Genomic DNA, 22,622 nt, shown 5'->3' with positions numbered 1-22,622 from the left:
ATAGCGTGGCTGCATGACTGAGCACCTGGACGTTGTGATCGTGGGCGCCGGCATCTCGGGGGTGAGCGCGGCCTGGCACCTGCAGGACCGCTGCCCGACCAAGAGCTACGCCATCCTGGAAAAGCGTGCCGACATGGGCGGCACCTGGGACCTGTTCCGCTACCCGGGCATCCGCTCGGACTCCGACATGTACACCCTCGGCTTCCGGTTCCGTCCCTGGACCGAGCGCCAGGCCATCGCCGACGGCAAGCCGATCCTCGAGTACGTCAAGAGCACCGCCGCCATGTACGGCATCGACAAGCACGTCCGCTACCGCCACAAGGTCACTGGTGCGGACTGGTCGAGCACCGAGAACCGCTGGACCCTGCAGATCGACAACGACGGCACGCCCGCCACCATCATCTGCTCGTTTCTGTTCCTGTGCAGCGGCTACTACAACTACGACGAAGGTTATTCGCCCAAGTTCCCCGGATCCGAGGACTTCACCGGCCCGATCATCCACCCGCAGCACTGGCCCGAGGATCTCGACTACCAGGACAAGAACGTCGTCGTGATCGGCAGCGGCGCCACCGCCGTTACTCTGGTTCCCGCACTGGCGAATTCGGGCGCCAAGCACGTCACCATGTTGCAGCGCTCACCCACCTATATCGTGTCGCAGCCACAAAAAGATCCCATCGCCGACCGGCTGAACCGCGTCCTGCCGGAAAAGGCGGCATACACCGCGATCCGGTGGAAGAACGTGATGCAACAGGCGGCCGTGTACGGCGCTTGCAAGAAATGGCCGCGGCGCATGCGCAAGACCCTGATGGGCTGGGCCCAGCGTCAGCTGCCCGAAGGCTACGACGTACGAAAGCATTTCGGCCCGCACTACAGTCCCTGGGACCAGCGGTTGTGCCTGGTTCCCAACGGCGACCTGTTCCGGGCGATCAGGCACGGCAAGGCCGAGATGGTCACCGACACCATCGACCGATTCACCGCGACCGGTATCCGGCTGAACTCGGGCACCGAGTTGCCGGCCGACATCATCGTCACCGCAACGGGATTGAACCTGCAGCTGTTCGGCGGCGCGACCACCAGTGTCGACGGCGGGCCTGTAGACCTGAGCAAGACGACGGCCTACAAAGGCATGATGCTGTCCGGTCTGCCCAACATGATCTACACGGTCGGGTACACCAACGCGTCATGGACCCTGAAGGCCGACCTGGTGTCGGAATTCGCCTGCCGCCTGCTCAATTACATGGACGACAACGGTTTCGACTCCGTCGTGGTCGAGGAGCCCGCGGCCGATGTCGAGGAACGGCCCTTCATGGAGTTCACCCCGGGCTACGTGTTGCGGTCTTTGGACGAATTGCCCAAACAGGGCTCGCGGACCCCGTGGCGGCTCAACCAGAACTATCTGCGCGACATCCACCTCATCCGGCGCGGCAAGATCGACGACGAGGGGCTGCGCTTCGCCAAAAAGCCTGCGGCGGTAGCAGTTTAGTTATCCGCGGTGACCACGACGATGCCGTCGTCGTCGCTGTAGGCGATGTCGCCCGGCGTGAAAGTGACACCACCCAAGGTGATCTCGACGTCCCGCTGTCCGGCGCCGGTCTTGGTGCTCTTGCGGGGATTGGTGCCCAGCGCTTTGATGCCGATGTCGATGCCGCGCAACACCGCGGAGTCGCGCACCGCGCCGTTGACGATCAGGCCTACCCACCCGTTGGAGCGGCCCAGTTCCGCGATCAGGTCACCGACCAGCGCCGTATGTAGCGAACCGTCGCCGTCGACCACCAGCACTCCACCGGAGCCCGGCTGGGACAGAATCGACTTCAGCAGGGCATTGTCCTGGAAACAGCGGACCGTGGTGATCGGCCCGGCGAACTGCGAGCGGCCCCCGAACTGACGGAACTGCAGGTCGCAGCTGCGCACGTCAGGGCCGATGTCGTCGACCAGATCGGCCGTCGGGCGGAACGAGACGGTCATGGTCAGCGACGGCGCAACTGCCGGATCAGCAGCATGGCCAGCAGACTGAGCGTGACGGCAACCACCCACGGCAGCGGCGACTGCAGCGGCGAAGCCTCGGGTTCCTCGGCGGGCAGCGGGTTCTGCGCCTTCTCCACAGTCGACTTCGCCTGTGCCGCAACATCTTTCGCGGCCTCGAGCTGTCCATTGGTTTCGGCGTGCTGCTGCAGGTCGGCAGGCTTGTCGACGGCGGCCGGCGCCTGGACGGGTGCCGGTGCGGGCTCGACCTTCTTGGCGGGTGCCTTCTTGGCCGCCGCTTTCTTCGCGGGGGCCTTCTTCGCCGGAGCCTTCTTAGCGGGTGCTTTCGCAGCGGGTGCCTTGGCGGCGGGCGCCTTGGCCGCCTTTTCGGGTGCCTTCTTGGGGGGCTGCTTCCTGGCCGGCGGGTCTGCGGCTCGTTCGCTGTCGGGTCGATCCTGCGGGTCTGCCATGCGGCCGCTCCTTTACAGCTCTCAATCGTTGCCTACGAGGTCGCTGAACACCCCGGGTCCCATCATGCCAGCCGGGTCCGGGCCGGCTACGGCCTGCGCCGTACCTGCCAGATCGCCACAACCGCGACGGCGGCAACCGCCCCGACCACAAACGGCCATACGGGCGGGTTGGGATCCGGTTCGTGCGGCGCGGCGGCGTAGGCCGAGGCCACACCGGCCGTCAGGACCGCGCACCCGACCAGGACGGCCGACAGCAGGCCCATCCGCACGATCAGCCGCCGCAGTTGCGCCTTCGCCTCGAAACCACGTCCTGACATGGCGGTCAGCCGAGCCCGAGGCGGGCCAACAGGTCACCCTCGATGCCGTCGAGTTGCGAGGAGATGGCGGCGTGGGCGCCCCGGCGCCGCTGGGTGGGCATGTTCTCCGCGGCGGTGACGGCCGCCGACAGATCGGCCAGCCGCGCGCTGATCGCGGTGACGAACTCCTTGGTCTCCGGGTCCTTCGGCTTCTTTTCCTGCACCGTGCGCAGCGACTGCTCGGCGCCGGCGATGCGCGCCGACAGCCGGGCGCCGTGGCCGGAGAACTGCCCGATCTGGGTCAACGGGACACCCAGCTGATCGGCACGCCGCTGATCGATCAACCCGCGGGCGGTGACGGCCGCCCGGTAGATCAACGGCGTCAGCACCGGAGCCAGCAGCCGCGACACCGTCAACGCCCGGCGGATACGCGTGGGCGAGAGCAACTTGCCCTCCCGCGCCGCTTTGAGTTCGGTCTCGGCGACCTTCAGCGCGGCGCGGTCGCTGTCCTTCTGTGCCTTGAGTTGCGCCTTGAACGCCTTGTCGGCGGCCTTCTGGGCGGACTTGATGCGGCGTCTCTCGTTCTTGGCCGACAGCCGGGCCTCGAGCTTGGCGCGGGCCTTGATCGCGCGGGCTTCGGCGCGACGGGTCGCGCGGCTCTTTCGCTTGCGGAACAGGCCCATTCCCCGCCGCCTCCCGGTCTCTCGTGGACTATCGCGTGCGCGTGCGCGAGCGCTGCGCCAACCCTAATCCGGCGACGCCGACGGCGGTCCGTCAGGTCAGGAGTCGATCCCTTCGGTGCGGCGCAACTCGTCGACGAGGTCGAGCACCTTTTGCTGCGCCTCCTCCGACAGACCGTGCACCCGGGTCGCGATGCGGCGCACCCCGTTGTCGCGCACCGTGGCGTGGAACTGCAACTCCTTGTCGAGCTTCTCGTAGTACTCGTCGTCGGTGAAGTAGGACGGCTTGATGCGGAAGAAGTTGGCGAGCGCGGTCATGGTCGCCGACGACGGGTTCGTGCGGTTGCCGGAACGTAGCTGCGACAGGTAGGGCGCCGACATCGTGATGCCCTCCGCCTTGAGCGCGGCGATCACCTCCGCGGACGTGTGCGGGCCCCGGCCGGGCGGATAAACCGTGTCGAACAGGCGGTTCAGGCGGGCAGCGAACGTCGTGCTCATCGATATGACCTCCACCGGGCAATAAGATCAAACGGGTATTCCTAGTTATTTGCTGATCATGGTAGCGACTTCCGTCGTCCACAACCAATTGCAAACCTGCGCGTATTCGGTACCAGGGCTGCGGGCGCCTGCGCGGGGCGTCCCCGCTGAGCATTCAAATGATATGACCGGGTGTCCACAAATTGGCCGGATTCACAGGTTATCCGCAGAATACACCCCCGGAACGGACGCGATGACCCGCGGTCAGCCGAATTGACGAATAAGTCAGCGGAGCCACGATGGACGCGATCGCTCCGCCTCGGGCAACCAGTCGATGGAGCGGAAGCCGCAAATACCCACTTTGCTGCCCGGTGCCGCCGAGGCCACTGTGGTTGACCTGCGCCGCCTCTGGCGGACCCGTCCGGCGGCCCGCAACGCGGGCTGTACCGAATGCGCGCCGGGACCTCTAGGACCCCCGGCCGCATCGCTCGCAGCGGGCGGCCTGCGACCCCACCGACTACGTAGTCCAGCCGCCCCGCGCCGCGCTGTCGAGTTTGCGCCGCGGCCCCGCCGAGCTACCGTGCGCCGCCGTTCCGAGTGCTCTGCGCACCGTCAGCAGACCCCCGATCACGGCGGAGCCCGGGTGCCGGCGCGCCCCGCGAGAACACCGCGGCCGTCAAGCGGCCAGCAGCATCGCCAGGATCGCGGTGTCCGGGTGGCTGATCGGGTCGACACCGACCCGGCTCACCATCGAGGTGATGGTTCCGTCGGCCTCGGCCTCCACCCACGCGGCCCGGTGCTCCAAACCCAGATACGGCAGTCCGGGCAGCAGCACACATCCCGACGCCGCACCCGTGCACTCCGGCAACGACGGCATCGTCTCGGACGGCGGATGCAGCATCAGCAGCGCGGGAGGCTGATGCTCCGCGAAGTAACCCGGTTGAATCGCCTGATCGCCGAACACCGTGCCCTCGGCGAGCACCAACCCGACTGTGTCGGGCTGCGGTTCGTCGGGCAGTTCCTCGCGGGCACCGAATACCGTTGTGGTGGAGAGCAATCCGGGCAGCGAAGCGACCCGGACGGCGACCATCAACAGTTGGGCCCATTCCTTGGTGGAATCGGGCCAGCGCCCAGAGATCACGAATCCCTTCAGGGCCCCACGAGAATGAAAGGGAGCAACCCCAATAGGTCTACCTGAGCCGGCATCCATCTCGCCCTCCGAACCGCCTCCATCCGAAGTAACCACGCTGGTAGCTCGAATTGCCAAAAGGTAAATCTAGCTTGAATAACCAAGAATGCGCGGGGATTTGGCGGCACGCAACTCGACACGACGACTGCTGGGAAAGCAACCGCAACACCGAAAGTCCGCCAACGACAAGGGCGCCGCGCAAACCAGCGCGACGCCCCAGTCGAGTGCGGCGAAGATCAGGGGAAGATCAGGCCCGAGGTCTTCGATGTGGCAGCCGCATAACGGTCCTGAACGTCGGCCCAGTTGACCACGTTCCAGAACGCCTTGACGTAGTCGGCTTTGACGTTCTTGTACTGCAGATAGAAAGCGTGCTCCCACATGTCGACCTGCAGCAGCGGGATGATGCCGAGCGGAACGTTGGCCTGCTGATCGTAGAGCTGGAACGTCAGCAGCTTGTCGCCCAACGTGTCGTAGCCCAGCACCGCCCAGCCCGAGCCCTGCAAACCGTTGGCCGCGGCGCTGAACTGGGCGCGGAACTTGTCGAACGAACCGAACTGGTCGTCGATCGCGGCGGCGAGGTCGCCGGTGGGCTTGTCGCCACCGTTCGGCGAGAGGTTCTTCCACCAGATGGAGTGGTTGACGTGACCACCGAGGTGGAAAGCCAGGTTCTTCTCGTTCAGGAAGATCGCGGAGTGATCGTCCTTGGCGCGAGCTTCCTCGAGCTTGGCGACTGCGTCGTTCAGGCCTTTGACGTAGGTGGCGTGGTGCTTGCTGTGGTGGATCTCGTTGATCTGACCGGAAATGTGCGGTTCCAGTGCTGCGTAGTCCCAGTCCAAGTCGGGCAGGGTGTATTCAGCCACGGCATTCCTTCCTTTGATGAGCGGATCGTCTGACGCATCGTTCGCGGGGTCCCGCCACGCGGCGGCATGACCTATTCAACCCTGCTCCATCACCGCTCATGCCGCAAGGATGACCCCGAGGGTTGTTGGGCTCGAGTACCCTGCCCGGCGATCAATCGGGAATCAAGACAGCGCGATCAGCGCCAGCACGGCCAGCAAGGCCAGCGCGATAAGGCCCGCGCGCAAGGCGGCGATGACGTACGCGTGATTCCAGGCGGGCGACCCCGAGTACGAGCTCGACTGCGTCGATCCCGGGCCGAACGAATGTGTGGCCATCTAAATGCCTTCCACCTGCATGTTCTTCGCTGTGCGCATCGTTTTCAGTGAGTTGAGTCACAACCGAACGTGTGTCCGCGATCATAGCGCGCACTGCGCGGCATGAAAAATCCTCGTGATCCGTAATGCCCACGGCGGCGGGTCGGCGGCCAAATTCGTTGCTGATGCGAATGTTTGGCCGCCGACCGCAGGGGGTACAAGTGAACGGTTCCGCCTCTTAGCGAATTTCGCTCGGACGAGCCGTGAACCTGTCGATGGGTCCGGCCGTTATCGCAATGTTATCCACAGCTCACGTCGAACCTGGCCGATAGAAGCTGTCTGCACCGCCTCGCCACGTTGTGGATAAACCTGTGGAAATTGTGGATAGGTCTTGGTAGCTGTGGCCTACGTCACTTATGGCGCGAGCCGGCGCACGGCGCGTTCAGGGTGCAACCACACTCTCGCGGATGCTGCACGCCGGCCGCCATCGCCGCGGTTACCCTGGTGCGGTGATCCAGGTGTGCTCCCAGTGCGGCACTCGATGGAACGTTCGCGAGCGACAGCGCATGTGGTGTCCCCGCTGCCGGGGTGCCCTGATGGCGCCGCTGCCGGACGTGCCCCCGGGTGACCCCCGGTGGCGTCCGCCCGCTGCGCCTACTCCGCGCGAGGCGCCTCGGCTGCCGCCGGGCTTCCGTTGGATAGCGGTTCGTCCCGGAGCCGCACCGCCGCGGCGTCGGCCGCGGCGGCCGCTGGGCCCGACGCCGCGGTACAGCGTCATCCCCCGCTGGGGACTGGTCGATCGGGTTCCGCAGGCGGTGCCGGCGTCCGGAGTTACCCCGGCGAAGGCCGGGCCGCGCCCGGAATTGGTGCGCGTGTTGATGTTCGCAGCTCAGCTGGTGCTCTGCGGCGCCGCGTTGGTGTACGCGGTGCGCTACGGGCTGCTGATCTACAACCGCAACACGCTGTTGAACCCGCTGGTCGCTTTCGCCGCCGACTGGCTGGGCATCGCGGCCAGCGTGGCGGCGATGGTGGCGCTGCTGGCCTGCTTCGTCGCCCTCATCCAATGGCTGATCTGCCGGCGGGCTGCAGCTTTCGAGTACCACGGGCTGCCCGAGCATCGCTCGGTGCGCCGGTTGTGGGCCGGGTGCCTGTTGCCGTTCGCCAACCTGGTGATGGCGCCGGTCTACGTCATCGAGCTGGCGCTCGTCGAAGACAACTACGAGCGGGTGCGCAAACAAGTCACCATCTGGTGGCTCGCGTGGGTCGTCAGCTACCTGATCTCGCTTTTCGGGATTCTCACCTGCTTATCCACCGACGCGCAGGGCATCGCCAACAACACCGTCATGGTGGTGCTCGGGTACCTGGTCGCCGCACTCACCGTGGCCGCCGTCGCGCGGGTCTTCGAAGGATTCGAACGCAAGCCGGTCCAGCGGCCCGCCCACCGGTGGCTCGTCGTCGAGCCGGACCAGCAGACCAGCCCCGCGCCGGTCGCTGCGGTTGAGCTGGAGGGACAGGAACCGGCAGCATAGGCGTATGACGCGGGCGGATGAGGTCCTCGCCGGGCACCCTTTCGTGGTTGCCCACCGTGGCGCGTCGTCAGCCCGGCCGGAACACACCCTGGCGGCTTACGACGTGGCTCTCAAAGAAGGCGCCGACGGCGTGGAATGCGACGTGCGCCTGACCCGCGACGGTCACCTGGTCTGCGTGCACGATCGCCGGCTGGACCGGACCTCGACCGGCGAGGGCCTGGTCAGCACCGCGACGCTGGCCGAGCTGCACGAGCTGGAGTACGGCGCCTGGCACGCCAGCTGGCGGGCCGACGGGACCCACGGAGACACCCGCCTGTTGACCCTGGACGCGCTGGTAGCGCTGGTTCTCGACTGGAACCGGCCGGTGAAGATCTTCATCGAGACCAAGCACCCGGTGCGCTACGGCTCCCTGGTGGAAAGCAAGCTGCTGGCGCTGCTGCACCGGTTCGGTATCGCCGCCCCGGCCTCCGCGGATCGATCGCGCGCGGTCGTGATGTCCTTCTCCGCAGCCGCGGTATGGCGGATCCGGCGCGCAGCCCCGATGCTGCCGACCGTGCTGCTCGGCAAGACCGGACGGTACTTGACCAGCAGCGCGGCCACTGCGGTCGGCGCCACCGCGGTGGGACCCTCGCTGGCGGCGCTGCGCGACTACCCGCAACTCGTGGACCGCTCGGCGGCCCAGGGCCGGTCGGTGTACTGCTGGACCGTCGACGAGTACGACGACGTCGACTTCTGCCGCGAAGTCGGGGTGGCGTGGATCGCCACCAACCACCCCGGCCGCACCAAGGCGTGGTTGGAGAACGGCTGAGGCGCTACGGGGTGCCCCCGGCGGCGGGCGGCGCGCCCGGTCCGGCCGGAGCAGTGGGCACCTCGCGTGCCACGAAGTTCTCCAGTTCGAACAGGTTGGCGCCGGCCCGATCGGCGACGCGAACCAGGGTGGACATCAGCGCGACCTCCTCGATCTGCTCCTTGAGGAACCACTGCATGAACTGCTCGCCCAGGTAGTCACCCTCGTCGCGAGCCACCGCGGTCATCCGGCTGACCTGGTCGGTGACGACTCGCTCCAGATCCAGCGCCAGCGCCAGCGCCTCCCGCGGTCGGTCGAACTGATTGCGTACCGCGTCCACTCCCGGGATCTCCACCCGTAGGTCGCGGTCGAGCAGGTGCTGCACCAGCATCATCGCGTGGTTGCGCTCCTCGACCGCTTGAGCGTAAAAGTGCTTCGCCAATTGCGGAAGATCCTCGCTGTCGAAATAAACGGCAATGGCAACATATTGCTGGGCGGCGGTGAATTCGTTGAAAATCTGTTCCTGCATTAGTGCATGGAATTTTGTCTTCGTTCCGTCGTAATCGGTCATGGGCGCAGGTTATCCCAGTTCACGGGGCATCAGCAACGAAGGTATCACTTACTCAGGAAAGGGTTTCCTAACTGTTGGCCCACAATAATCATATTCTCCCTTGGCCCAGCCGGGCGGGCGAAAGATCGCCGAAGGATTACCTAAGCTATCCGTCCAATTGCCCGGCCATTTGCCGGTTACGGCTGTTCGTCCATCGCGGCGGCCGGAACCGGTGCGTCGGCGGCAATCGCCTCGAACAGCGCGCGGGCCGCATCGTGATTCCAGACCACCACCGAACCGGCGCCGTTGTCGGTGAACTCGCCGATCGGCACGGTCAGGGCGGTGGGGTGACCGCGCAGCGCCCAACCCAGTTGGGCCAGGTCCCAGGCGCGCACCCCGCGGTCCACCGTCAGCGCGGCGGCCGCGGCATGCGGCACCGAATACCAGCGCCACGGGTTGAGCCACACCGCCGGGCTGGTGGCGCGACTCAGCAGCGCCGACATGAACTGTCGCTGGTGGACCATGCGGTCCAGGTCCGCCCGCGGCGTGGCCCGGGTCCGGACATAGCCCAGCGCCCGGCGACCATCCAACTGCTGACAGCCGGCGGCCAGATCCAGTCCCGCCAGCGGATCGTGGATCGGCTCGGCCGGGCACACCGTGACGCCGCCCAGGGCGTCGACCAGCACGGCGAAGCCGCCGAATCCGACCTCGGCGTAGTGGTCGAGACGCAACCCGGTGGCCTGCTCGACCGTCTGCGCCAGCAGCGGCGCCCCACCGAGGGCGAACGCGGCGTTGATCTTGTCGCGGCCGTGGCCGGGGATCGGCACATAGGAATCTCGCGGTATCGACACCAGCGTGGTCGGGGTGGCCGACCCGAACCCGGGGAGGTGGACCAGCAGGATCGTGTCGGTGCGGGCGGACCCGACGTCGCCGCCGGTGGACAGCTCTTCCTGTTGCGCGGCGGACAAGTCCTGGCGGTTGTCGGAGCCCACCAGCAGCCAGGTGGTGCCGCGGCCGGGGGCCGGCCGATCCGGATAGTCGGCCAGCACCGTCGCGCGGTGCATGACCGAATCGAACCACAGCGTCAGGCCCAGGAGGCCGGCCGCGGCCAGCAGCAGCACGACCACCAGGCTCAGCGCCAGTGTGCGCAGCCGACGGCGGCTGCCGCGGTGACGGCGTGGCCGCGGGGCGACGGGCCGGGCCGGTGGTGCGGGGCTGGGCTGCGCCGGCGGGGACCGCAGCGGTGCCGTCGGCTCGGCGGCGAAGGCTGCTCCGGCCGGCGGTCGGTTCGGGCGGCGCAACACCGGCGGCGGTTCCGGGACCGGGCGCGGCACCGGCCGTCGAGACCGACCGGCCTCCGGCCGTCGTCGCGGTGACCGCTCGCCGTCCACCCGGTCAATTTACGTGGTGGACCACCACACGGGTAGCCGATGACGTGCGATTACGGACGCGCGCGCAGGCCGTTGACGAACGGGCAACCCATCAGCACCCGGATGGCCTGGCTGAGGCCATTCATGTCGTCGACCGGCTTATGGAACGGCAGCCGGATGTCACGGTCACCGTCGTTCGCCTCGACGCGGAACCGCACCCCGTAGCGGTCCAGGCCCAGCGGACGTACCTGTCCGCGGCGCAGCGGTGCCGGCAGCCGCGAGACCAGCCGCGCCACCACGTCGTTGTGGGCGGTGGCCAGGTGCCACAGCAGCGTCGACTCGATCTCGCAGAAGGGGTCGGGCCGCGCCGCGAGCAGGTCGCCGACACTGACCGGTTCGGCGCCGGTCGCGTCGGTCACCACCACGGAGTCGATCGCGAGCCGCAGCAGCGTGTACCGCGTCTCGTCGTCGCGGGCCGGCCCGGATCGCGGGGTGTCGACCTGCAGCAACGCCGGGTCGGGGTTCTCGGTGGCGATCAGGTCGAGCAACTTGGCCACCGCTCCGGGCGGAACCCGGTGCAGCCGGCCGCGCACCCACACCAGGGAGCGGACCGGCTCGCGCACCGGCAGCGGCGCATAGTCGGTGAGCTCCAGCAGCGCCTGCGATCCGCAATCGATGTCACTGGTCGTTGTTGCGCTGGGCACCGCAACCGCGAAGGTGCCGTCGTAGAGCAGGTGGTGTACGGGGGTGGCCACCGGGTCGGCGCTCTCGACCGCCAGCAGGGCGCCGCCCGCTCGCGCGCACGCGCTGCGGATACGCTCGGCTGTCGTCGGCGTCGGATATGTGACCGGTAGCACGATTACCTCCAGCTTTTTAGGTAAGCCTAACGTAACTTAGGCTAGGCTAGGTCGCAAGAGGCGCGTCCGTGTGGAGGTGCGCCGTTAGGGTTGTGCGTGTGACCCGCATCGCATACCTCGGCCCGGCAGGGACCTTCACCGAGGCCGCGCTGCTTCAAATCGCCGACGCCGGACTGGTTCCCAACGACGGCGCGGTGGACCGACTGTCGGTGGAGAGCACGCCGGCGGCCCTGGACGCGGTGCGAACCGGTGCCGCGGAATTTGCGTGCGCGCCCATCGAGAACTCGATCGACGGATCGCTGGCTTCCACCCTGGACAGCCTGGCCATCGGCTCGCCGCTGCAGATATTCGCCGAGACGACGCTGGACGTGGCATTCAGCATCGTCGCGCAACCCGGTCGCGCCGTCACCGACGTGCGCACCGTGGCCGCGTTCCCGGTGGCCGCGGCGCAAGTGCGGCAGTGGCTCAACGCGCAGTTACCCGGGGTGCAGCTGTGCCCGGCCTACTCCAACGCCGACGCGGCGCGGCAGGTGGCCGACGGGCGTGTCGACGCAGCGGTGACGTCACCGCTGGCCGCCGCCCACTACGCGCTGCCGGCGCTCGCCGAAGGGGTGGTGGACGAATCCGGTGCGCGCACCCGATTCGTGCTGATCGGCCCGCCCGGCCCCCCGCCGGCCCGGACCGGCGCCGACCGCACGTCGGTAGTGCTGCGCATCGAAAACGCACCCGGTGCACTACTGCTGGTACTCACCGAATTCGGAATCCGCGGTATCGACCTGACCCGAATCGAATCCAGACCGACCCGGACCGGTTTGGGCACCTACATGTTCTTCGTCGACTGTGTAGGGCACATCGACGACGACGCCGTCGCCGAGGCACTCAAGGCGCTGCACCGTCGTTGTGCCGACGTGCGTTACCTGGGTTCCTGGCCGACCGGCCAGCCCGCGGGCGCGTTACCTCCGGTGTCGGAGGAGGCGTCGCGCTGGCTGGCACGGCTGCGCGACGGACGGGGGGAGGGGCCGCGATGAGCGGACGATTGGTGTTAGTGCGACACGGGCAGTCGTTCGGCAACGTCGAACGCAGATTGGACACCGTGCCGCCGGGGGCGGCGCTGACTCCGCTGGGCCGCGACCAGGCGCGAACCTTCGCGCAACGCCAACTGGGGCCGCGGCGCAAGCCCGCCGTCCTGGCGCACTCGGTGGCCATCCGGGCGTCGGAGACGGCGGCGGTGATCGGGGCGGAGCTCGGTGTGGCGGCCCGGGAGCTGGCCGGGATTCACGAGGTCCAGGTGGGCGAGCTGGAGAATCGCAGCGACGACGAAGCGGTCGCCGAATTCAACGCCATCTACAAGCGCTGGCATCTCGGCGAGCTGAGCATCCCGCTACCCGGTGGCGAGTCCGCGCAGGAGGTGCTGGATCGATACGTGCCGGTGCTCACCGACCTGCGGATGCGCTACCTCGACGACCCCGCATGGGACGGCGACATCGTGGTGGTCAGCCACGGCGCGGCGATCCGGCTGGCCTCGGCGGTGCTGGCCGGCGTGGACGGCACCTTCGTGCTCGACAACCCGCTGAACAACGCCGAGTCGGTGGTGCTGGCGCCGACCACCGACGGGCGGTGGAGCTGCGTGCACTGGGGTGCGCTCACCCCGCCCTTCTACCCCGAACCGGCCATCACACCGGTCGAAGATGCCGTCGCGTTAGGCACCGACCCGATGGGCTGACCAGCCCGCTTCGCCGTCCGCCTGCGCGCACTCGCACCCGACCACGTCGCAGTCGATGACGAACGCGTGCGTGAACAACTCAGGAACCGCGCAGTCGGGCTCCGTGCATTCCGGCCTGCTCAGCGAATGAACGATCATGGTGCCGTGGCAGTGGTCAAAACCTGCCCGGCAGTCGCGGCAGCCTGTGCTCATAACCCGTTCATAACACCGGGCGCCGACAAATCCGAGCTGCCCCGCCGTTGGGGGCCGGAATTGACCGCTGCGGGCCGGAAATGATCAGCCCCAGCCCAGTTCGTCGAGCTTGCCGTCGTCGATGCCGAAGTGGTGGGCGATCTCGTGGATCACCGTGATCGCCACCTGCTCCACCACCTCGTCCTCGGACCCGCAGACATCCAGCAGGGCGTCGCGGTAGATCGTGATCGCGTCCGGCAGCGCCCCGGCATAGTCGGAGTCGCGCTCGGTCAACGCCACCCCTTCGTACAGGCCGAGCAGCTCGTCGTCGTCGGGATGGCGGTCGGCAACGAGTACCACGACGTTGTCCATGGCCGCGGTCAGCTCGGAGGGGATCTGGTCGAGTGCGTCGGAGACCAGTTCGTCGAAGCGCTGCGGGTCCATCGGCACGGCCATGGCGCTAGGCCGGGGGTTCGCCGGGCGCTGGACCTTCCGGCGCCGGCGCCGGCGCCGGAGCGCCACCGCCAGGGGGCCCCTGCACAGGCGGGGCGGCCGGGGCCTGGGGGGCGGGCGAGGACGGTTCCCGGGTGGGAGTCACCACCGGCTGCTGGTTGGGCAGATGCTGGTTGCCCGGTGGAGCGGTGGGGGTCTGCTGCGGGGCGGGAGCCGAGGGTTGTTGGGTGGGCAGCTGAACCGGCAGCTGCGGAATGTTCAGCCGCTCCTCGGGAATGTCGGGCGGCGGCACCGGCTGCTGGCCGTTGATCAGCAACGGCCCCTTCGCGCTGTTGACCAGCGTGGCCCAGCCCCCGTTACCCAGCGTCGCGCCGATACTGCACGCGACCTCGCGGCTGCCCGCCGCCCAGCTGGGCAACGACACCGTCGGGTAGATCAGGGTCAGCGTGGTGGTGCGCAGCTTGATCGGCGCCAGGTAGGCGTCGGTCATCTTGGTGCAGGCGTCCTTGATGAAGCCGTCCTGATCCGCCTCGGCAGGGAACCCGTTGGGAAACTTCTCGGCCAGGTTGACGGTGCCGGTGACTTCCATCGCGTGCGGCGCCCCGCAGTCGACCGGAACGTCGACGGGCTGGTTGGTCGCCGGATCGATGCCCAGGCAGGTGCCGGCCGGCCAGACCTTGGACTGGTCGATGTCGGCGACCTTGCCCTTGAAGGCGACCTGCTGGTTGTTCGGCCCCGGCAACTGCAGGCCGCACAGCATCCGGCGCTCACCGCCCTGGTGCCAGGCATGATCGCCCGACCACAGCATGCTGACGGTGAACTTGCTGTTGGGGTCGAACTTGGTGCCCAGGTAGCGACGGACGGCGGGCTCGCACTGCTCGGTGTTGATCTGCTGGATGCGGGCCGGGGAGGGGGGAGCGGCGGTGGGTCCGTACTCCGAGCCGGGGAAGGTCTGCAGGTCCACCGCCTCGGCGACCTCGAAGCGGTGGTCCTCGGCGCAGTTGACGATGCTGGCGGATTCCGGTGTGCCGTCCGGCCAGTTCAGGCAGTCACCACTGTTGGCGCGGCTGAAGGCGCTGTTGGTCTTGGAGCCGGTGCTGGGTACCGGGTCGCTGTTGAGGTAACCGGCCAGCCGATCCGGTCCGGCGCCGAAGTCCGGTAGCGCGGTGAGCAGGCCCGCGATCAGCAGCGCGCCCAGGGCGATGAGCAGCAGGGCCCGCCTGGTTGCCGAGGCCTGCAGAGCGCGCGGCCAGCGGAACCCGGGCGAACCCGGAGTCGTCGGTGCAGCCTCGGCGGATTCGTCATGCGATTCCTCCGGTTCATCGGCCTCGCCGGGCTCGCCGGGCTCACCTGGCTCACCTGGCTCACCGGCGAGTGAGTCGGGAGCGTCAACCAGCGCCGATCCCTCGACGGCCGTCGTCGACTCGTCGACCTCGCCGTCGGCGGGGTGCTCGGGTTTCGGATCTTTCTCCGGCGCGTCCAACATCGGCTCCATTCTGACAGCACCCGACCAGCGGTGTTACCAATGTTGCAGATGTGATACCGGGGACGGAGTGGTCTGGCTGCCGCGACCCGTCCGGCGACGCAAAAGTAGTCTTGCGGCCGTGATCGACCTGAAGCTGCTCCGGGAAGACCCCGACGCCGTGCGGCGTTCCCAACTCAGCCGCGGCGAAGACCCCGCAGCCGTGGACGCCCTGTTGAGCGCCGACGCCGCGCGCCGCGCTGCGATCTCGGCGGCGGATTCGTTGCGCGCCGAACAGAAGACCGCCAGCAAATCCGTCGGGAAGGCCTCGCCGGAGCAGCGCCCGGCGTTGCTGCAGCGCGCCAAGGAGCTCGCCGAGCAGGTCAAGGCCGCCGAGGCCGATCAGGTAGCCGCGGAGGCGGCCTTCACCGCCGCGCACCTGGCCATCTCCAACGTCATCATCGACGGCGTCCCGGCCGGCGGTGAAGACGACTACGCAGTCCTGGACGTGGTGGGTGAACCACCAGCGCTGACCGCGCCCAAGGACCACCTCGAACTCGGTGAGTCGCTGGGCCTGATCGACATGCAGCGCGGCGCCAAAGTGTCGGGATCGCGGTTCTACTTCCTGACCGGCCGCGGTGCTTTGTTGCAGCTCGGCCTGCTGCAGCTGGCGCTGCGAGTGGCCGTCGAGAACGGTTTCGTCCCGATGATCCCGCCGGTGCTGGTCCGTCCCGAGGTGATGAGCGGCACCGGCTTCCTGGGCGCGCACGCCGACGAGGTGTACCGACTCGAAGCCGACGACCTCTACCTGGTGGGCACCTCGGAGGTGCCGCTGGCCGGATACCACTCGGGGGAGATCCTGGACCTGTCCGCCGGTCCGCTGCGCTACGCGGGCTGGTCGTCGTGCTTCCGGCGCGAGGCCGGCAGCTACGGCAAGGACACCCGCGGCATCATCCGGGTGCATCAGTTCGACAAGGTCGAAGGCTTCGTCTACTGCCGCCCCGAGGAGGCCGAGGCCGAACATCAGCGGCTGCTGGGCTGGCAGCGCCAAATGCTGGCCCTGATCGAGGTGCCCTACCGGGTGATCGACGTGGCCGCCGGCGACTTGGGCTCCTCGGCCGCCCGCAAGTTCGACTGCGAGGCGTGGGTGCCCACCCAGCAGACCTACCGCGAGCTGACGTCGACGTCGAACTGCACCACGTTCCAAGCCCGCCGGCTTTCCACCCGGTATCGAGACGATAACGGCAAACCGCAGGTTGCGGCGACCCTGAACGGCACGTTGGGCACCACCCGATGGCTGGTCGCCGTGCTGGAGAACCACCAGCAGCCCGACGGCAGCGTGCGGGTGCCGGCCGCGCTGGTGCCGTTCGTGGGCGCCGAGGTGCTGGAACCTTAGGCGTGCACCGCTGCCCGGGCCCGCTCGTGGCGACGCTGACGCTCGATGGTGGCGAAGTAGAACGCGAAGGCGAACGCGAAGCTGGTGAACAGGCTGCTGACGAAGAACAGCCACGGCCGCTTGAACCCGCGGCGATAGCCGTCCGTGATTGAAAACAGGGGCAGCAGAATGACATTGGCGATGGTGTAGTCCTGGCCGGCCGAGCCCGCCGCGGGATTGACGAACATCAACTGGATGTACTGCGTCCAGCTGCCGGGCCCCCAGATCGGGTTGTGCGTCCCGCTGATTCCGTGCGGGGCGTACCCCTGCACGAAGCGGATGTTGAAGTACCAGCCCAGCGCGATCGAGGCGATGCCCACCACGTAGTAGACGACTTCCAGCGGCGAGAACATCGGCCCCTCCGCCGGTTTGGCGTAGACCGCCGGGTTCGAGCGGACGATCCAGACGATCACGGCGATACCGAGGACGGCGTGAGCGAGCAGCGAGACCATGGCCGAAGTCTCACCCCGGCGCCAAAGTTTTGTCAATATTGTCATAACCGGCGGAAGGCGCCGCGACGGTCCTGGGGTACGTTGTCTGCCATGGTCAGGCCCGCGCAGACGGTGCGAAGCGAACGCACCCGGGACGCGCTGTGCCAAGCCGCGCTGGCCCGGTTCCTGGCCCAGGGTGTCGAGGAGACCTCGGCCGAGCAGATCGCCGCCGATGCCGGGGTGTCGCTGCGCACCTTCTACCGGCACTTCCGGTCCAAGCACGATCTGCTGTTCGCCGACTACACCGGCCTGAACTGGTTTCGCGCGGCGCTGGACGCCCGGCCCGCCGACGAGCCGATCATCGATTCGGTGCAGACCGCGATCTTCGCCTTTCCCTACGACGTCGAGGCGGTGACCAAGGTCGCGGCGCTGCGCGGCGGCGAGCTGGACCCCAGCCGCATCGTGCGGCACATGCAGGACGTGCAGGCCGACTTCGCCGACGCCATCGCCGCGCAGCTGCGGCGCCGTAGCCCGGCCGAGCAGACGCCGGATGCCCGGGTGCGCACCGCGGTGATCGCGCGGAGCATCGCGGCCGCGGTGTTCGGCGCAATGGAGGTGTGGATGTTGGGAGCGGACCGATCGCTGGGCGAACTGGCGCGGGTGTGCCAGTTGGCGCTGGAGTCGCTGCGAGCCGGCGTCGCCGGGACCTGGTGCACCGCAGTTTCGTCATAATTGACAAAACTTCGACCGCGTGCGAGCCTCCCTCACGGGAGGTCGGTATGTCTGAATCTCAGTACGACGCGATCGTCATCGGCGCCGGGCACAACGGACTGACCGCGGCGGTGTTGCTGCAGCGGGCCGGGCTTGCGACGGTGTGCCTGGACGGCAAGCTCTACGCCGGGGGCATGGCTTCCACCGTGGAACTGTTCGACGGCTACCAGTTCGAGATCGCCGGCTCGGTGCAGTTCCCCACCTCGCTGGAGGTGATCAGCGAACTGGGCCTGGACGCACTGCCGACGGTGGACCTGGAGGTGATGTCGGTTGCGCTGCGCGGCGTCGGCGACGACCCGCTGGTCCAGTACTCCGACCCGATGAAGATGTTCGCCCACCTCAACGAGGTGCACGGGGCCGACGCCGTCGCCGGCATGGGTGGGCTGCTGATGTGGGCGCAGGCGCCGACGCGGGCGCTGGGCCGCTTCGAGGCGGGCACGTTGCCCAAGACATTCGACCAGATGTATGCCTGTGCCACAAACGAATTCGAGCGCTCCGCGATCGACGACATGCTATTCGGATCGGTCACCGACGTCCTCGACCGCTACTTCCCGGACCGCGAAAAGCACGGCGCCATCCGCGGATCGATGACGATGCTGGCCGTCAACACCCTCTACCGCGGTCCGTCCACGCCGGGCAGCGCCGCCGCGCTGGCCTTCGGGCTCGGCATCCCCGAGGGCGACTTCGTGCAGATGAAGAAACTGCGCGGCGGGATCGGCGCGCTCACCGCCCATCTCACCGAAGTACTGCAGGGTAGCGGCGGCGAAGTTCGGTTGCGCGCCAAGGTAACCGAGATCCTGGTCGCCGACAACCGAGTGAGCGGGGTACGCCTGGAATCGGGTGAGACACTGCACGCCCCGATCGTCGTCTCCGCCGTCGCACCCGACGTCACCGTCAACGACCTGATCGATCCGTCGGTGCTGCCCGCCGACGTCCGGGACCGCTACGCACGCACCGACCACCGCGGCAGCTACCTGCAGATGCACTTCGCGCTGTCCGAAGCACCGGAGTTCGCGGCACCGTACGAGGCGCTGAACGACCCGACGTTGCAGGCCTCAATCGGCATCTTCTGCACACCCGAAGAGGTCCAGCAGCAGTGGGAGGACTGCCGCCGCGGCGTCGTTCCGGCCGACCCGACGCTGGTGCTGCAGATCCCGTCGGTGCACGATCCCGCCCTCGCCCCACCCGGCAAGCACGCGGCGTCGGCCTTCGCGCTGTGGTTCCCGGTCGAAGGGAACATGGACGAGGAGGGCCGCTACGGTGCCGCCAAGGTCGAGATGGGCCAACGGGTGATCGACAAGATCACCCGCCTGGCACCGAATTTCGAGCGCAGCATCATCCGGCACACCACGTTCACGCCCAAGCACATGGGGGTGATGTTCGGGGCGCCGGGCGGCGACTACTGCCACGGACTGCTGCACTCCGACCAGATCGGACAGAACCGCCCGGGGCCCAAAGGCTATATCGGCCAACCACTTCCCATCAAAGGGCTGTACCTGGGCAGTGCCGGCTGCCACGGTGGCCCGGGAATCACCTTCACGCCCGGCTACAACGCCGGACGGGCCGCGCTGGAAGACCGCTAGCCGCCCCGGCGTCGAGCTCACGCCTCGCGTGAAATGTGGGCGGAAATCGGGCCCGGAAATCGCCCTGTGCTCACGCGAGCCGAGCCGGCCGGCCACGGGAAATCAACCGCGGGCGGCCAGCAGTTCGTCCAGACAGGCCAGGAACTCCTCGGGCCGCGCCGGAGTGAATGCGGGCTTCGACCCGGGAATGTCGAGGGTGATCAGCGTCGACTTGAGCGGACGGTAGAGATCCAGCGGTAGCCAGCGGCGCAGGTCCGGGCTGCCCCAGATGTTGAACCGGCAGGTGAACAGGCCGAGGTCTTCGGCCTTGTACGAACGGATCTGGTCCAAACCGATCACCTTCGCCGTGCCGGACGGAAAGTGGTAGCGGCGCAACGTCAGAGCCGCGCGGTCCAACTGGACGACGCCGTCGTCGTAACACAGGTCGGCCATCGTGCTCATGCCCGGCAGCTCCGCAGCTCGTGCCCCCGGGTGGTCAGGCAGCGGCCGTCGTCGAGGCGCCACTGCCAGCCGTGCAGATTGCAGGTCAGCGTATTACCTTCGATCACACCGAATTTGGACAAGTCCGCTTTCAAGTGCGGACAGCGACGCTGAATCTGCCACCCGTCCAACGTGATCGACGCGGAATCGTCGTGCGATTCGGCGAACCAGCCGTCGGCGTAGGCGATGCGCTCGTCGGTCAGGCACTTGAAGAAGGTGTACAGGTATTCGTTGTAACCGCCGACGCGCCAGGCCCGGAAACGAGTCGACAGGAAGATGGTGTTGACCCAGTCCGGCTCCTTGTCGCGCAGCACCGTACGCACCAGCTCTGGCTCGATCGCGAACCCGTAGCGGAACTTCTCGTCGGGAATGCTTTCCCGCACAGCACGTTTCGGAAAGTCCAGGACCACTGTTTCGGGGCCGATGACCAACTCCACCGGGTATCCGATGCCGTCGCAGATCTCGTCGCTCTGCAGCATGATCGGCTCGAACAAGGCGCGCAACGGCTCCAGCAGCGGTTCGCCGGTAGCGGGGGCCCAGGTGGCCTTCTCGGCGGCCAGCACCGGCGCCATCCGCTGCGCGAAGTCCTCGATGTAAGCGGCTTTACCGGTGGTGAAGATAGCCTCGACCTGCTCGGTGGGCAGCGGGTGGTGCAGCGAATTCAGCGTCGAGCCCGTGAAGTCGGCGACCGACCCCGGGATCATCAACAGGCCTTTGGACCGGTCACCGTCGTGTGCGTGGCTGCGCATCTGGTCCAGGAACACCAGCTGGTCGGGGAAGATGTTGGCCGGGTCGCCGTGGTCGTCGTTGAGGTGCCGCAACTCGGCGTCCAGGAAACAGGGCGGCCCGGCCGACGGCACCACCCACGTCGCACCCACCTGGGCGATGTACTGGCGGGCGCGGTCCATCTGTCGCTGCCGCTTCTGGATACCGAACGCCTCTTTGGCGCGGGCCGGCATGTCGTAGACCATCGGGTACCAGATCGCGCCCGAATACTGCAGCAGGTGCACGTCGATCGCGCCGAAATCGGCGGCCAGCACGTCCAGATCGACAGGTCGCGCGTCGTTCATGTTGAACAGGGTGGTCTCGCCGTCGGACACCACCAGCGCCGAGTCGCCGATCGGGCCGTCGGCGGGCGCGCGCAGCGCGATGATCATCACGTCGAGGTCGCCCTTGGGCCCCGACACCCGGTGCCGGACGGAGTCGGTGGTTTCGAAGAACCGGTGAAACCCCAGCTTCTCGAACTCGTGGCGCAGGTCGGGCACCGGGAAGTCGGGCAGCAGCACCAGTGCATCCTTGTTGACGTGCTCGGCCAGCAGCTTGGCGTCGAAGTGGTCCTTGTGCAGGTGCGAGACGTAGAGGTAGTCGCAGTCGCCGAGGGCGTCCCAGTCCAGCTCGCGGTTGTCCGGGAACGGCACCCACGAGGCGAAGTAGGCGGGGTTGACCCACGGGTCGCACAGAATGCTGCCCGCGGCGGTCTGGATCAGAAAGCCGGCGTGGCCGACGCTGGTGACCTGCACAAATACCTTTCGTTCAGCCATCCGGGTGGCTGTAATACCAGCCCTGAGCTTAGCTTGGTTCAGAGGTCAGGGTCCTGGCACAGCCGCCGGTAGTAGTCGATCCGCAGCGGGTCGGGGTCCACACCGTAGGCGGCGAAGAAGTCCGGCTCCCAATCGCGGCCGGGAAAGTTCCAGCCCAACGACAGCGTTGCCACCGCCAGATCGGCCCGCCGGTCGGCCACCCCGGGCTCGCCTAGGTCCACCTGCCGGCAATAGCGACCGACGTCGTCGATCAAGGTGTTGGGAGCGCACGCGTCGCCGTGACAGACCACCAGCCGATCGACCGGCGGCGGCTCCGGCAGGTTCGCCCGGTGCGCGGGATGCAGGAGGGGCAACCGGGTCTGCACCGACCAGTCGAACGGACGCGGGGACTCGGGATACACCAGCGCTTCACTCCGCCTTTCTTTGCCACTTGGGCCGCTCGTCGGGTTGGAGCACTAGGCTGAATTGCTGTGGAACCCGCATACGGCACTGCCATCACGCTCGCCCGGATGATCTTTCGCCTGCAGGGCCTCAAGATCTCGGTGACCGGCGTGGAGAACCTGCCGACCAGCGGCGGCGCCGTGGTCGCAATCAACCACACCGGCTATTTGGACTTCATGCTGGCGGGTCTGCCGGCCTACCGCCAGGGCCTCGGTCGCAAGGTGCGGTTCATGGCCAAGCAAGAGGTATTCGATCACAAGATAACCGGGCCGCTGATGCGCGCTTTCCGGCATATTCCGGTGGACCGCGACAGCGGGGCGGCTTCCTACAGCGCTGCCGTGGAGAACCTCAAGGCCGGTGAACTGGTCGGCGTCTACCCGGAAGCGACGATCAGTCGCAGCTTCGAGATCAAGGAATTCAAGTCCGGGGCCGCGCGGATGGCCGTCGACGCCGGGGTGCCCATCGTCCCGCACATCGTCTGGGGCGCGCAGCGGATCTGGACGAAGGATCACCCCAAGAAGATCTACCGACCCAAGGTGCCGATCCAGATCATCGTCGGCGAGCCGATCGCCCCGACACTGCCCGTCGCCGAACTCAACAGCCTGCTGCGTTCCCGGATGCAGCATTTGCTGATCCGCGCGCAAGAGCAGTACGGGCCACACCCGGCCGGCGAATTCTGGGTGCCGCGCCGGCTGGGCGGCGGTGCCCCCTCGCTGGCCGAGGCGGCGCAGCTGGACGCCGAGGAAGCAGCGCAGAAAGCGGCGTTGCGAGCCGAGCGGGCACATCCCACCAGATCACCGGAGCAGTGAC

General features: G+C 67.6%; 25 protein-coding genes and 2 pseudogenes. 9 read left to right on the top strand and 18 right to left on the bottom strand.

The annotated features are described in order from the left end of the window. The first annotated feature begins 13 nt into the window (after positions 1–13). Positions 14–1,483 carry an NAD(P)/FAD-dependent oxidoreductase gene (locus MKCMC460_RS01170; RefSeq protein ID WP_236979148.1) on the top strand — a complete coding sequence of 490 codons (1,470 nt, stop codon included), beginning with the start codon at positions 14–16 and terminating at the stop codon, positions 1,481–1,483. On the opposite strand, the gene rraA is transcribed toward MKCMC460_RS01170, so the two are convergent. The 8 genes from rraA to MKCMC460_RS01130 all read right to left on the bottom strand — a co-directional run bounded on the left by rraA (position 1,480) and on the right by MKCMC460_RS01130 (position 6,249). Continuing rightward, on the bottom strand, positions 1,480–1,965 hold the full coding sequence (gene rraA / locus MKCMC460_RS01165) for a ribonuclease E activity regulator RraA (protein ID WP_236979146.1): 486 nt from the start codon (positions 1,963–1,965) through the stop codon (positions 1,480–1,482). The genes MKCMC460_RS01170 and rraA overlap by 4 nt on opposite strands. Positions 1,966–1,967: 2 nt before the next feature. Beyond that, on the bottom strand, positions 1,968–2,432 hold the full coding sequence (locus MKCMC460_RS01160) for a nucleoid-structuring protein H-NS (protein ID WP_236979144.1): 465 nt from the start codon (positions 2,430–2,432) through the stop codon (positions 1,968–1,970). Between the two features lie 86 nt (positions 2,433–2,518). Further along, positions 2,519–2,749, bottom strand: coding sequence for a hypothetical protein (locus MKCMC460_RS01155; RefSeq protein ID WP_236979142.1), 231 nt, complete (start codon positions 2,747–2,749; stop codon positions 2,519–2,521). Between the two features lie 5 nt (positions 2,750–2,754). Further along, positions 2,755–3,411, bottom strand: a complete 657-nt coding sequence (locus MKCMC460_RS01150; RefSeq protein WP_236979139.1) for a DUF6474 family protein — start codon at positions 3,409–3,411, stop codon at positions 2,755–2,757. 96 nt (positions 3,412–3,507) lie between these two features. Further along, positions 3,508–3,906 (bottom strand): transcriptional regulator, encoded by a 399-nt coding sequence (locus MKCMC460_RS01145; protein WP_236979137.1) that lies wholly within the window; start codon positions 3,904–3,906, stop codon positions 3,508–3,510. A gap of 655 nt (positions 3,907–4,561) precedes the next feature. Then, positions 4,562–5,095 (bottom strand): peptidase, encoded by a 534-nt coding sequence (locus tag MKCMC460_RS01140; protein ID WP_236979135.1) that lies wholly within the window; start codon positions 5,093–5,095, stop codon positions 4,562–4,564. A gap of 215 nt (positions 5,096–5,310) precedes the next feature. Next, on the bottom strand, positions 5,311–5,934 hold the full coding sequence (locus MKCMC460_RS01135; protein WP_236979133.1) for a superoxide dismutase: 624 nt from the start codon (positions 5,932–5,934) through the stop codon (positions 5,311–5,313). A gap of 162 nt (positions 5,935–6,096) precedes the next feature. Then, positions 6,097–6,249, bottom strand: coding sequence for a hypothetical protein (locus tag MKCMC460_RS01130; protein WP_238305212.1), 153 nt, complete (start codon positions 6,247–6,249; stop codon positions 6,097–6,099). A gap of 488 nt (positions 6,250–6,737) precedes the next feature. Here MKCMC460_RS01130 and MKCMC460_RS01125 point away from each other — a divergent pair, with 488 nt between their 5' ends. Both MKCMC460_RS01125 and MKCMC460_RS01120 read left to right on the top strand, forming a co-directional pair. Beyond that, on the top strand, positions 6,738–7,757 hold the full coding sequence (locus MKCMC460_RS01125) for a DUF4328 domain-containing protein (RefSeq protein WP_238305943.1): 1,020 nt from the start codon (positions 6,738–6,740) through the stop codon (positions 7,755–7,757). A gap of 4 nt (positions 7,758–7,761) precedes the next feature. Then, complete coding sequence (locus tag MKCMC460_RS01120; RefSeq protein ID WP_236979131.1) at positions 7,762–8,565, top strand: glycerophosphodiester phosphodiesterase; 804 nt, start codon at positions 7,762–7,764, stop codon at positions 8,563–8,565. Between the two features lie 4 nt (positions 8,566–8,569). Here MKCMC460_RS01120 and MKCMC460_RS01115 read toward each other — a convergent pair whose 3' ends face one another. The 3 genes from MKCMC460_RS01115 to MKCMC460_RS01105 form a co-directional block, all read right to left on the bottom strand. Continuing rightward, on the bottom strand, positions 8,570–9,115 hold the full coding sequence (locus tag MKCMC460_RS01115; protein WP_236979129.1) for a ferritin: 546 nt from the start codon (positions 9,113–9,115) through the stop codon (positions 8,570–8,572). A 176-nt stretch (positions 9,116–9,291) separates the two neighbouring features. Then, positions 9,292–10,485 carry an LCP family protein gene (locus tag MKCMC460_RS01110; protein WP_236979128.1) on the bottom strand — a complete coding sequence of 398 codons (1,194 nt, stop codon included), beginning with the start codon at positions 10,483–10,485 and terminating at the stop codon, positions 9,292–9,294. 50 nt (positions 10,486–10,535) lie between these two features. Further along, positions 10,536–11,321 carry a DUF2470 domain-containing protein gene (locus MKCMC460_RS01105; RefSeq protein ID WP_236979126.1) on the bottom strand — a complete coding sequence of 262 codons (786 nt, stop codon included), beginning with the start codon at positions 11,319–11,321 and terminating at the stop codon, positions 10,536–10,538. 98 nt (positions 11,322–11,419) lie between these two features. On the opposite strand from MKCMC460_RS01105, the gene pheA reads away from it, so the two are divergent. Together pheA and MKCMC460_RS01095 are read left to right on the top strand one after the other, a co-directional pair. Further along, positions 11,420–12,349, top strand: coding sequence for a prephenate dehydratase (gene pheA, locus MKCMC460_RS01100; protein WP_238305211.1), 930 nt, complete (start codon positions 11,420–11,422; stop codon positions 12,347–12,349). Then, positions 12,346–13,044 carry a histidine phosphatase family protein gene (locus MKCMC460_RS01095; RefSeq protein WP_236979124.1) on the top strand — a complete coding sequence of 233 codons (699 nt, stop codon included), beginning with the start codon at positions 12,346–12,348 and terminating at the stop codon, positions 13,042–13,044. The genes pheA and MKCMC460_RS01095 overlap by 4 nt, the downstream gene beginning before the upstream one ends. Here MKCMC460_RS01095 and MKCMC460_RS01090 read toward each other — a convergent pair. The 3 genes and pseudogenes from MKCMC460_RS01090 to MKCMC460_RS01080 all read right to left on the bottom strand — a co-directional run bounded on the left by MKCMC460_RS01090 (position 13,021) and on the right by MKCMC460_RS01080 (position 15,064). Continuing rightward, complete coding sequence (locus MKCMC460_RS01090) at positions 13,021–13,236, bottom strand: hypothetical protein (RefSeq protein ID WP_236979122.1); 216 nt, start codon at positions 13,234–13,236, stop codon at positions 13,021–13,023. The two genes, MKCMC460_RS01095 and MKCMC460_RS01090, sit on opposite strands and share 24 nt — an antisense overlap. After that, positions 13,233–13,671: pseudogene (locus MKCMC460_RS01085) on the bottom strand (metallopeptidase family protein). The gene MKCMC460_RS01090 and the pseudogene MKCMC460_RS01085 overlap by 4 nt, the downstream one beginning before the upstream one ends. Before the next feature lie 4 nt (positions 13,672–13,675). Beyond that, on the bottom strand, positions 13,676–15,064 hold the full coding sequence (locus tag MKCMC460_RS01080) for a septum formation family protein (RefSeq protein ID WP_238305941.1): 1,389 nt from the start codon (positions 15,062–15,064) through the stop codon (positions 13,676–13,678). A gap of 208 nt (positions 15,065–15,272) precedes the next feature. Here MKCMC460_RS01080 and serS point away from each other — a divergent pair, with 208 nt between their 5' ends. Beyond that, positions 15,273–16,526, top strand: coding sequence for a serine--tRNA ligase (gene serS, locus MKCMC460_RS01075; protein ID WP_236979120.1), 1,254 nt, complete (start codon positions 15,273–15,275; stop codon positions 16,524–16,526). On the opposite strand, the gene MKCMC460_RS01070 is transcribed toward serS, so the two are convergent. Continuing rightward, positions 16,523–17,017 (bottom strand): DUF2834 domain-containing protein, encoded by a 495-nt coding sequence (locus tag MKCMC460_RS01070; RefSeq protein ID WP_236979113.1) that lies wholly within the window; start codon positions 17,015–17,017, stop codon positions 16,523–16,525. The two genes, serS and MKCMC460_RS01070, sit on opposite strands and share 4 nt — an antisense overlap. A 90-nt stretch (positions 17,018–17,107) precedes the next feature. Here MKCMC460_RS01070 and MKCMC460_RS01065 point away from each other — a divergent pair, with 90 nt between their 5' ends. Next, positions 17,108–17,728, top strand: coding sequence for a TetR/AcrR family transcriptional regulator (locus MKCMC460_RS01065; protein WP_236979111.1), 621 nt, complete (start codon positions 17,108–17,110; stop codon positions 17,726–17,728). 47 nt (positions 17,729–17,775) lie between these two features. After that, positions 17,776–19,350, top strand: coding sequence for an NAD(P)/FAD-dependent oxidoreductase (locus MKCMC460_RS01060; RefSeq protein WP_238305209.1), 1,575 nt, complete (start codon positions 17,776–17,778; stop codon positions 19,348–19,350). A 102-nt stretch (positions 19,351–19,452) separates the two neighbouring features. Here the strand turns inward: MKCMC460_RS01060 and MKCMC460_RS01055 are convergent, their stop codons facing one another. From MKCMC460_RS01055 to MKCMC460_RS01045, 3 genes and pseudogenes are all read right to left on the bottom strand, one after another. Then, positions 19,453–19,782 (bottom strand): hypothetical protein, encoded by a 330-nt coding sequence (locus MKCMC460_RS01055; RefSeq protein ID WP_236984514.1) that lies wholly within the window; start codon positions 19,780–19,782, stop codon positions 19,453–19,455. Between the two features lie 5 nt (positions 19,783–19,787). Continuing rightward, positions 19,788–21,350 (bottom strand): MBL fold metallo-hydrolase, encoded by a 1,563-nt coding sequence (locus tag MKCMC460_RS01050; protein ID WP_236984512.1) that lies wholly within the window; start codon positions 21,348–21,350, stop codon positions 19,788–19,790. Positions 21,351–21,409: 59 nt separating this feature from the next. Beyond that, positions 21,410–21,751: pseudogene (locus MKCMC460_RS01045) on the bottom strand (phosphotransferase); the annotation flags it as partial. 90 nt (positions 21,752–21,841) lie between these two features. Here MKCMC460_RS01045 and MKCMC460_RS01040 point away from each other — a divergent pair. Further along, positions 21,842–22,621, top strand: a complete 780-nt coding sequence (locus tag MKCMC460_RS01040; protein WP_236979109.1) for a 1-acyl-sn-glycerol-3-phosphate acyltransferase — start codon at positions 21,842–21,844, stop codon at positions 22,619–22,621. The last annotated feature ends 1 nt before the right edge of the window (position 22,622 follow it).

It is taken from the genome of Mycobacterium sp. 20KCMC460 (genome assembly GCF_022179425.1).
Taxonomy (GTDB): domain Bacteria; phylum Actinomycetota; class Actinomycetes; order Mycobacteriales; family Mycobacteriaceae; genus Mycobacterium; species Mycobacterium kiyosense.
The sequence above is the reverse complement of the archived record's forward strand: the minus strand, read 5'-3'. Positions and strand labels throughout refer to the sequence as shown.

Bases quoted from the DNA above. Each gene is read 5' to 3' on its own strand.
- MKCMC460_RS01120 (WP_236979131.1), top strand. From the start codon at position 7,762: ATGACGCGGGCGGATGAGGTCCTCGCCGGGCACCCTTTCGTGGTTGCC.
- MKCMC460_RS01055 (WP_236984514.1), bottom strand. From the start codon at position 19,782: ATGGCCGACCTGTGTTACGACGACGGCGTCGTCCAGTTGGACCGCGCG.
- MKCMC460_RS01145 (WP_236979137.1), bottom strand. From the start codon at position 3,906: ATGAGCACGACGTTCGCTGCCCGCCTGAACCGCCTGTTCGACACGGTT.
- MKCMC460_RS01090 (WP_236979122.1), bottom strand. From the start codon at position 13,236: ATGAGCACAGGCTGCCGCGACTGCCGGGCAGGTTTTGACCACTGCCAC.
- MKCMC460_RS01155 (WP_236979142.1), bottom strand. From the start codon at position 2,749: ATGTCAGGACGTGGTTTCGAGGCGAAGGCGCAACTGCGGCGGCTGATC.
- MKCMC460_RS01095 (WP_236979124.1), top strand. From the start codon at position 12,346: ATGAGCGGACGATTGGTGTTAGTGCGACACGGGCAGTCGTTCGGCAAC.
- MKCMC460_RS01150 (WP_236979139.1), bottom strand. From the start codon at position 3,411: ATGGGCCTGTTCCGCAAGCGAAAGAGCCGCGCGACCCGTCGCGCCGAA.
- MKCMC460_RS01160 (WP_236979144.1), bottom strand. From the start codon at position 2,432: ATGGCAGACCCGCAGGATCGACCCGACAGCGAACGAGCCGCAGACCCG.
- MKCMC460_RS01140 (WP_236979135.1), bottom strand. From the start codon at position 5,095: ATGGATGCCGGCTCAGGTAGACCTATTGGGGTTGCTCCCTTTCATTCT.
- MKCMC460_RS01070 (WP_236979113.1), bottom strand. From the start codon at position 17,017: ATGGTCTCGCTGCTCGCTCACGCCGTCCTCGGTATCGCCGTGATCGTC.
- rraA (WP_236979146.1), bottom strand. From the start codon at position 1,965: ATGACCGTCTCGTTCCGCCCGACGGCCGATCTGGTCGACGACATCGGC.
- MKCMC460_RS01060 (WP_238305209.1), top strand. From the start codon at position 17,776: ATGTCTGAATCTCAGTACGACGCGATCGTCATCGGCGCCGGGCACAAC.
- MKCMC460_RS01170 (WP_236979148.1), top strand. From the start codon at position 14: ATGACTGAGCACCTGGACGTTGTGATCGTGGGCGCCGGCATCTCGGGG.
- MKCMC460_RS01130 (WP_238305212.1), bottom strand. From the start codon at position 6,249: ATGGCCACACATTCGTTCGGCCCGGGATCGACGCAGTCGAGCTCGTAC.
- MKCMC460_RS01115 (WP_236979129.1), bottom strand. From the start codon at position 9,115: ATGACCGATTACGACGGAACGAAGACAAAATTCCATGCACTAATGCAG.
- MKCMC460_RS01065 (WP_236979111.1), top strand. From the start codon at position 17,108: ATGGTCAGGCCCGCGCAGACGGTGCGAAGCGAACGCACCCGGGACGCG.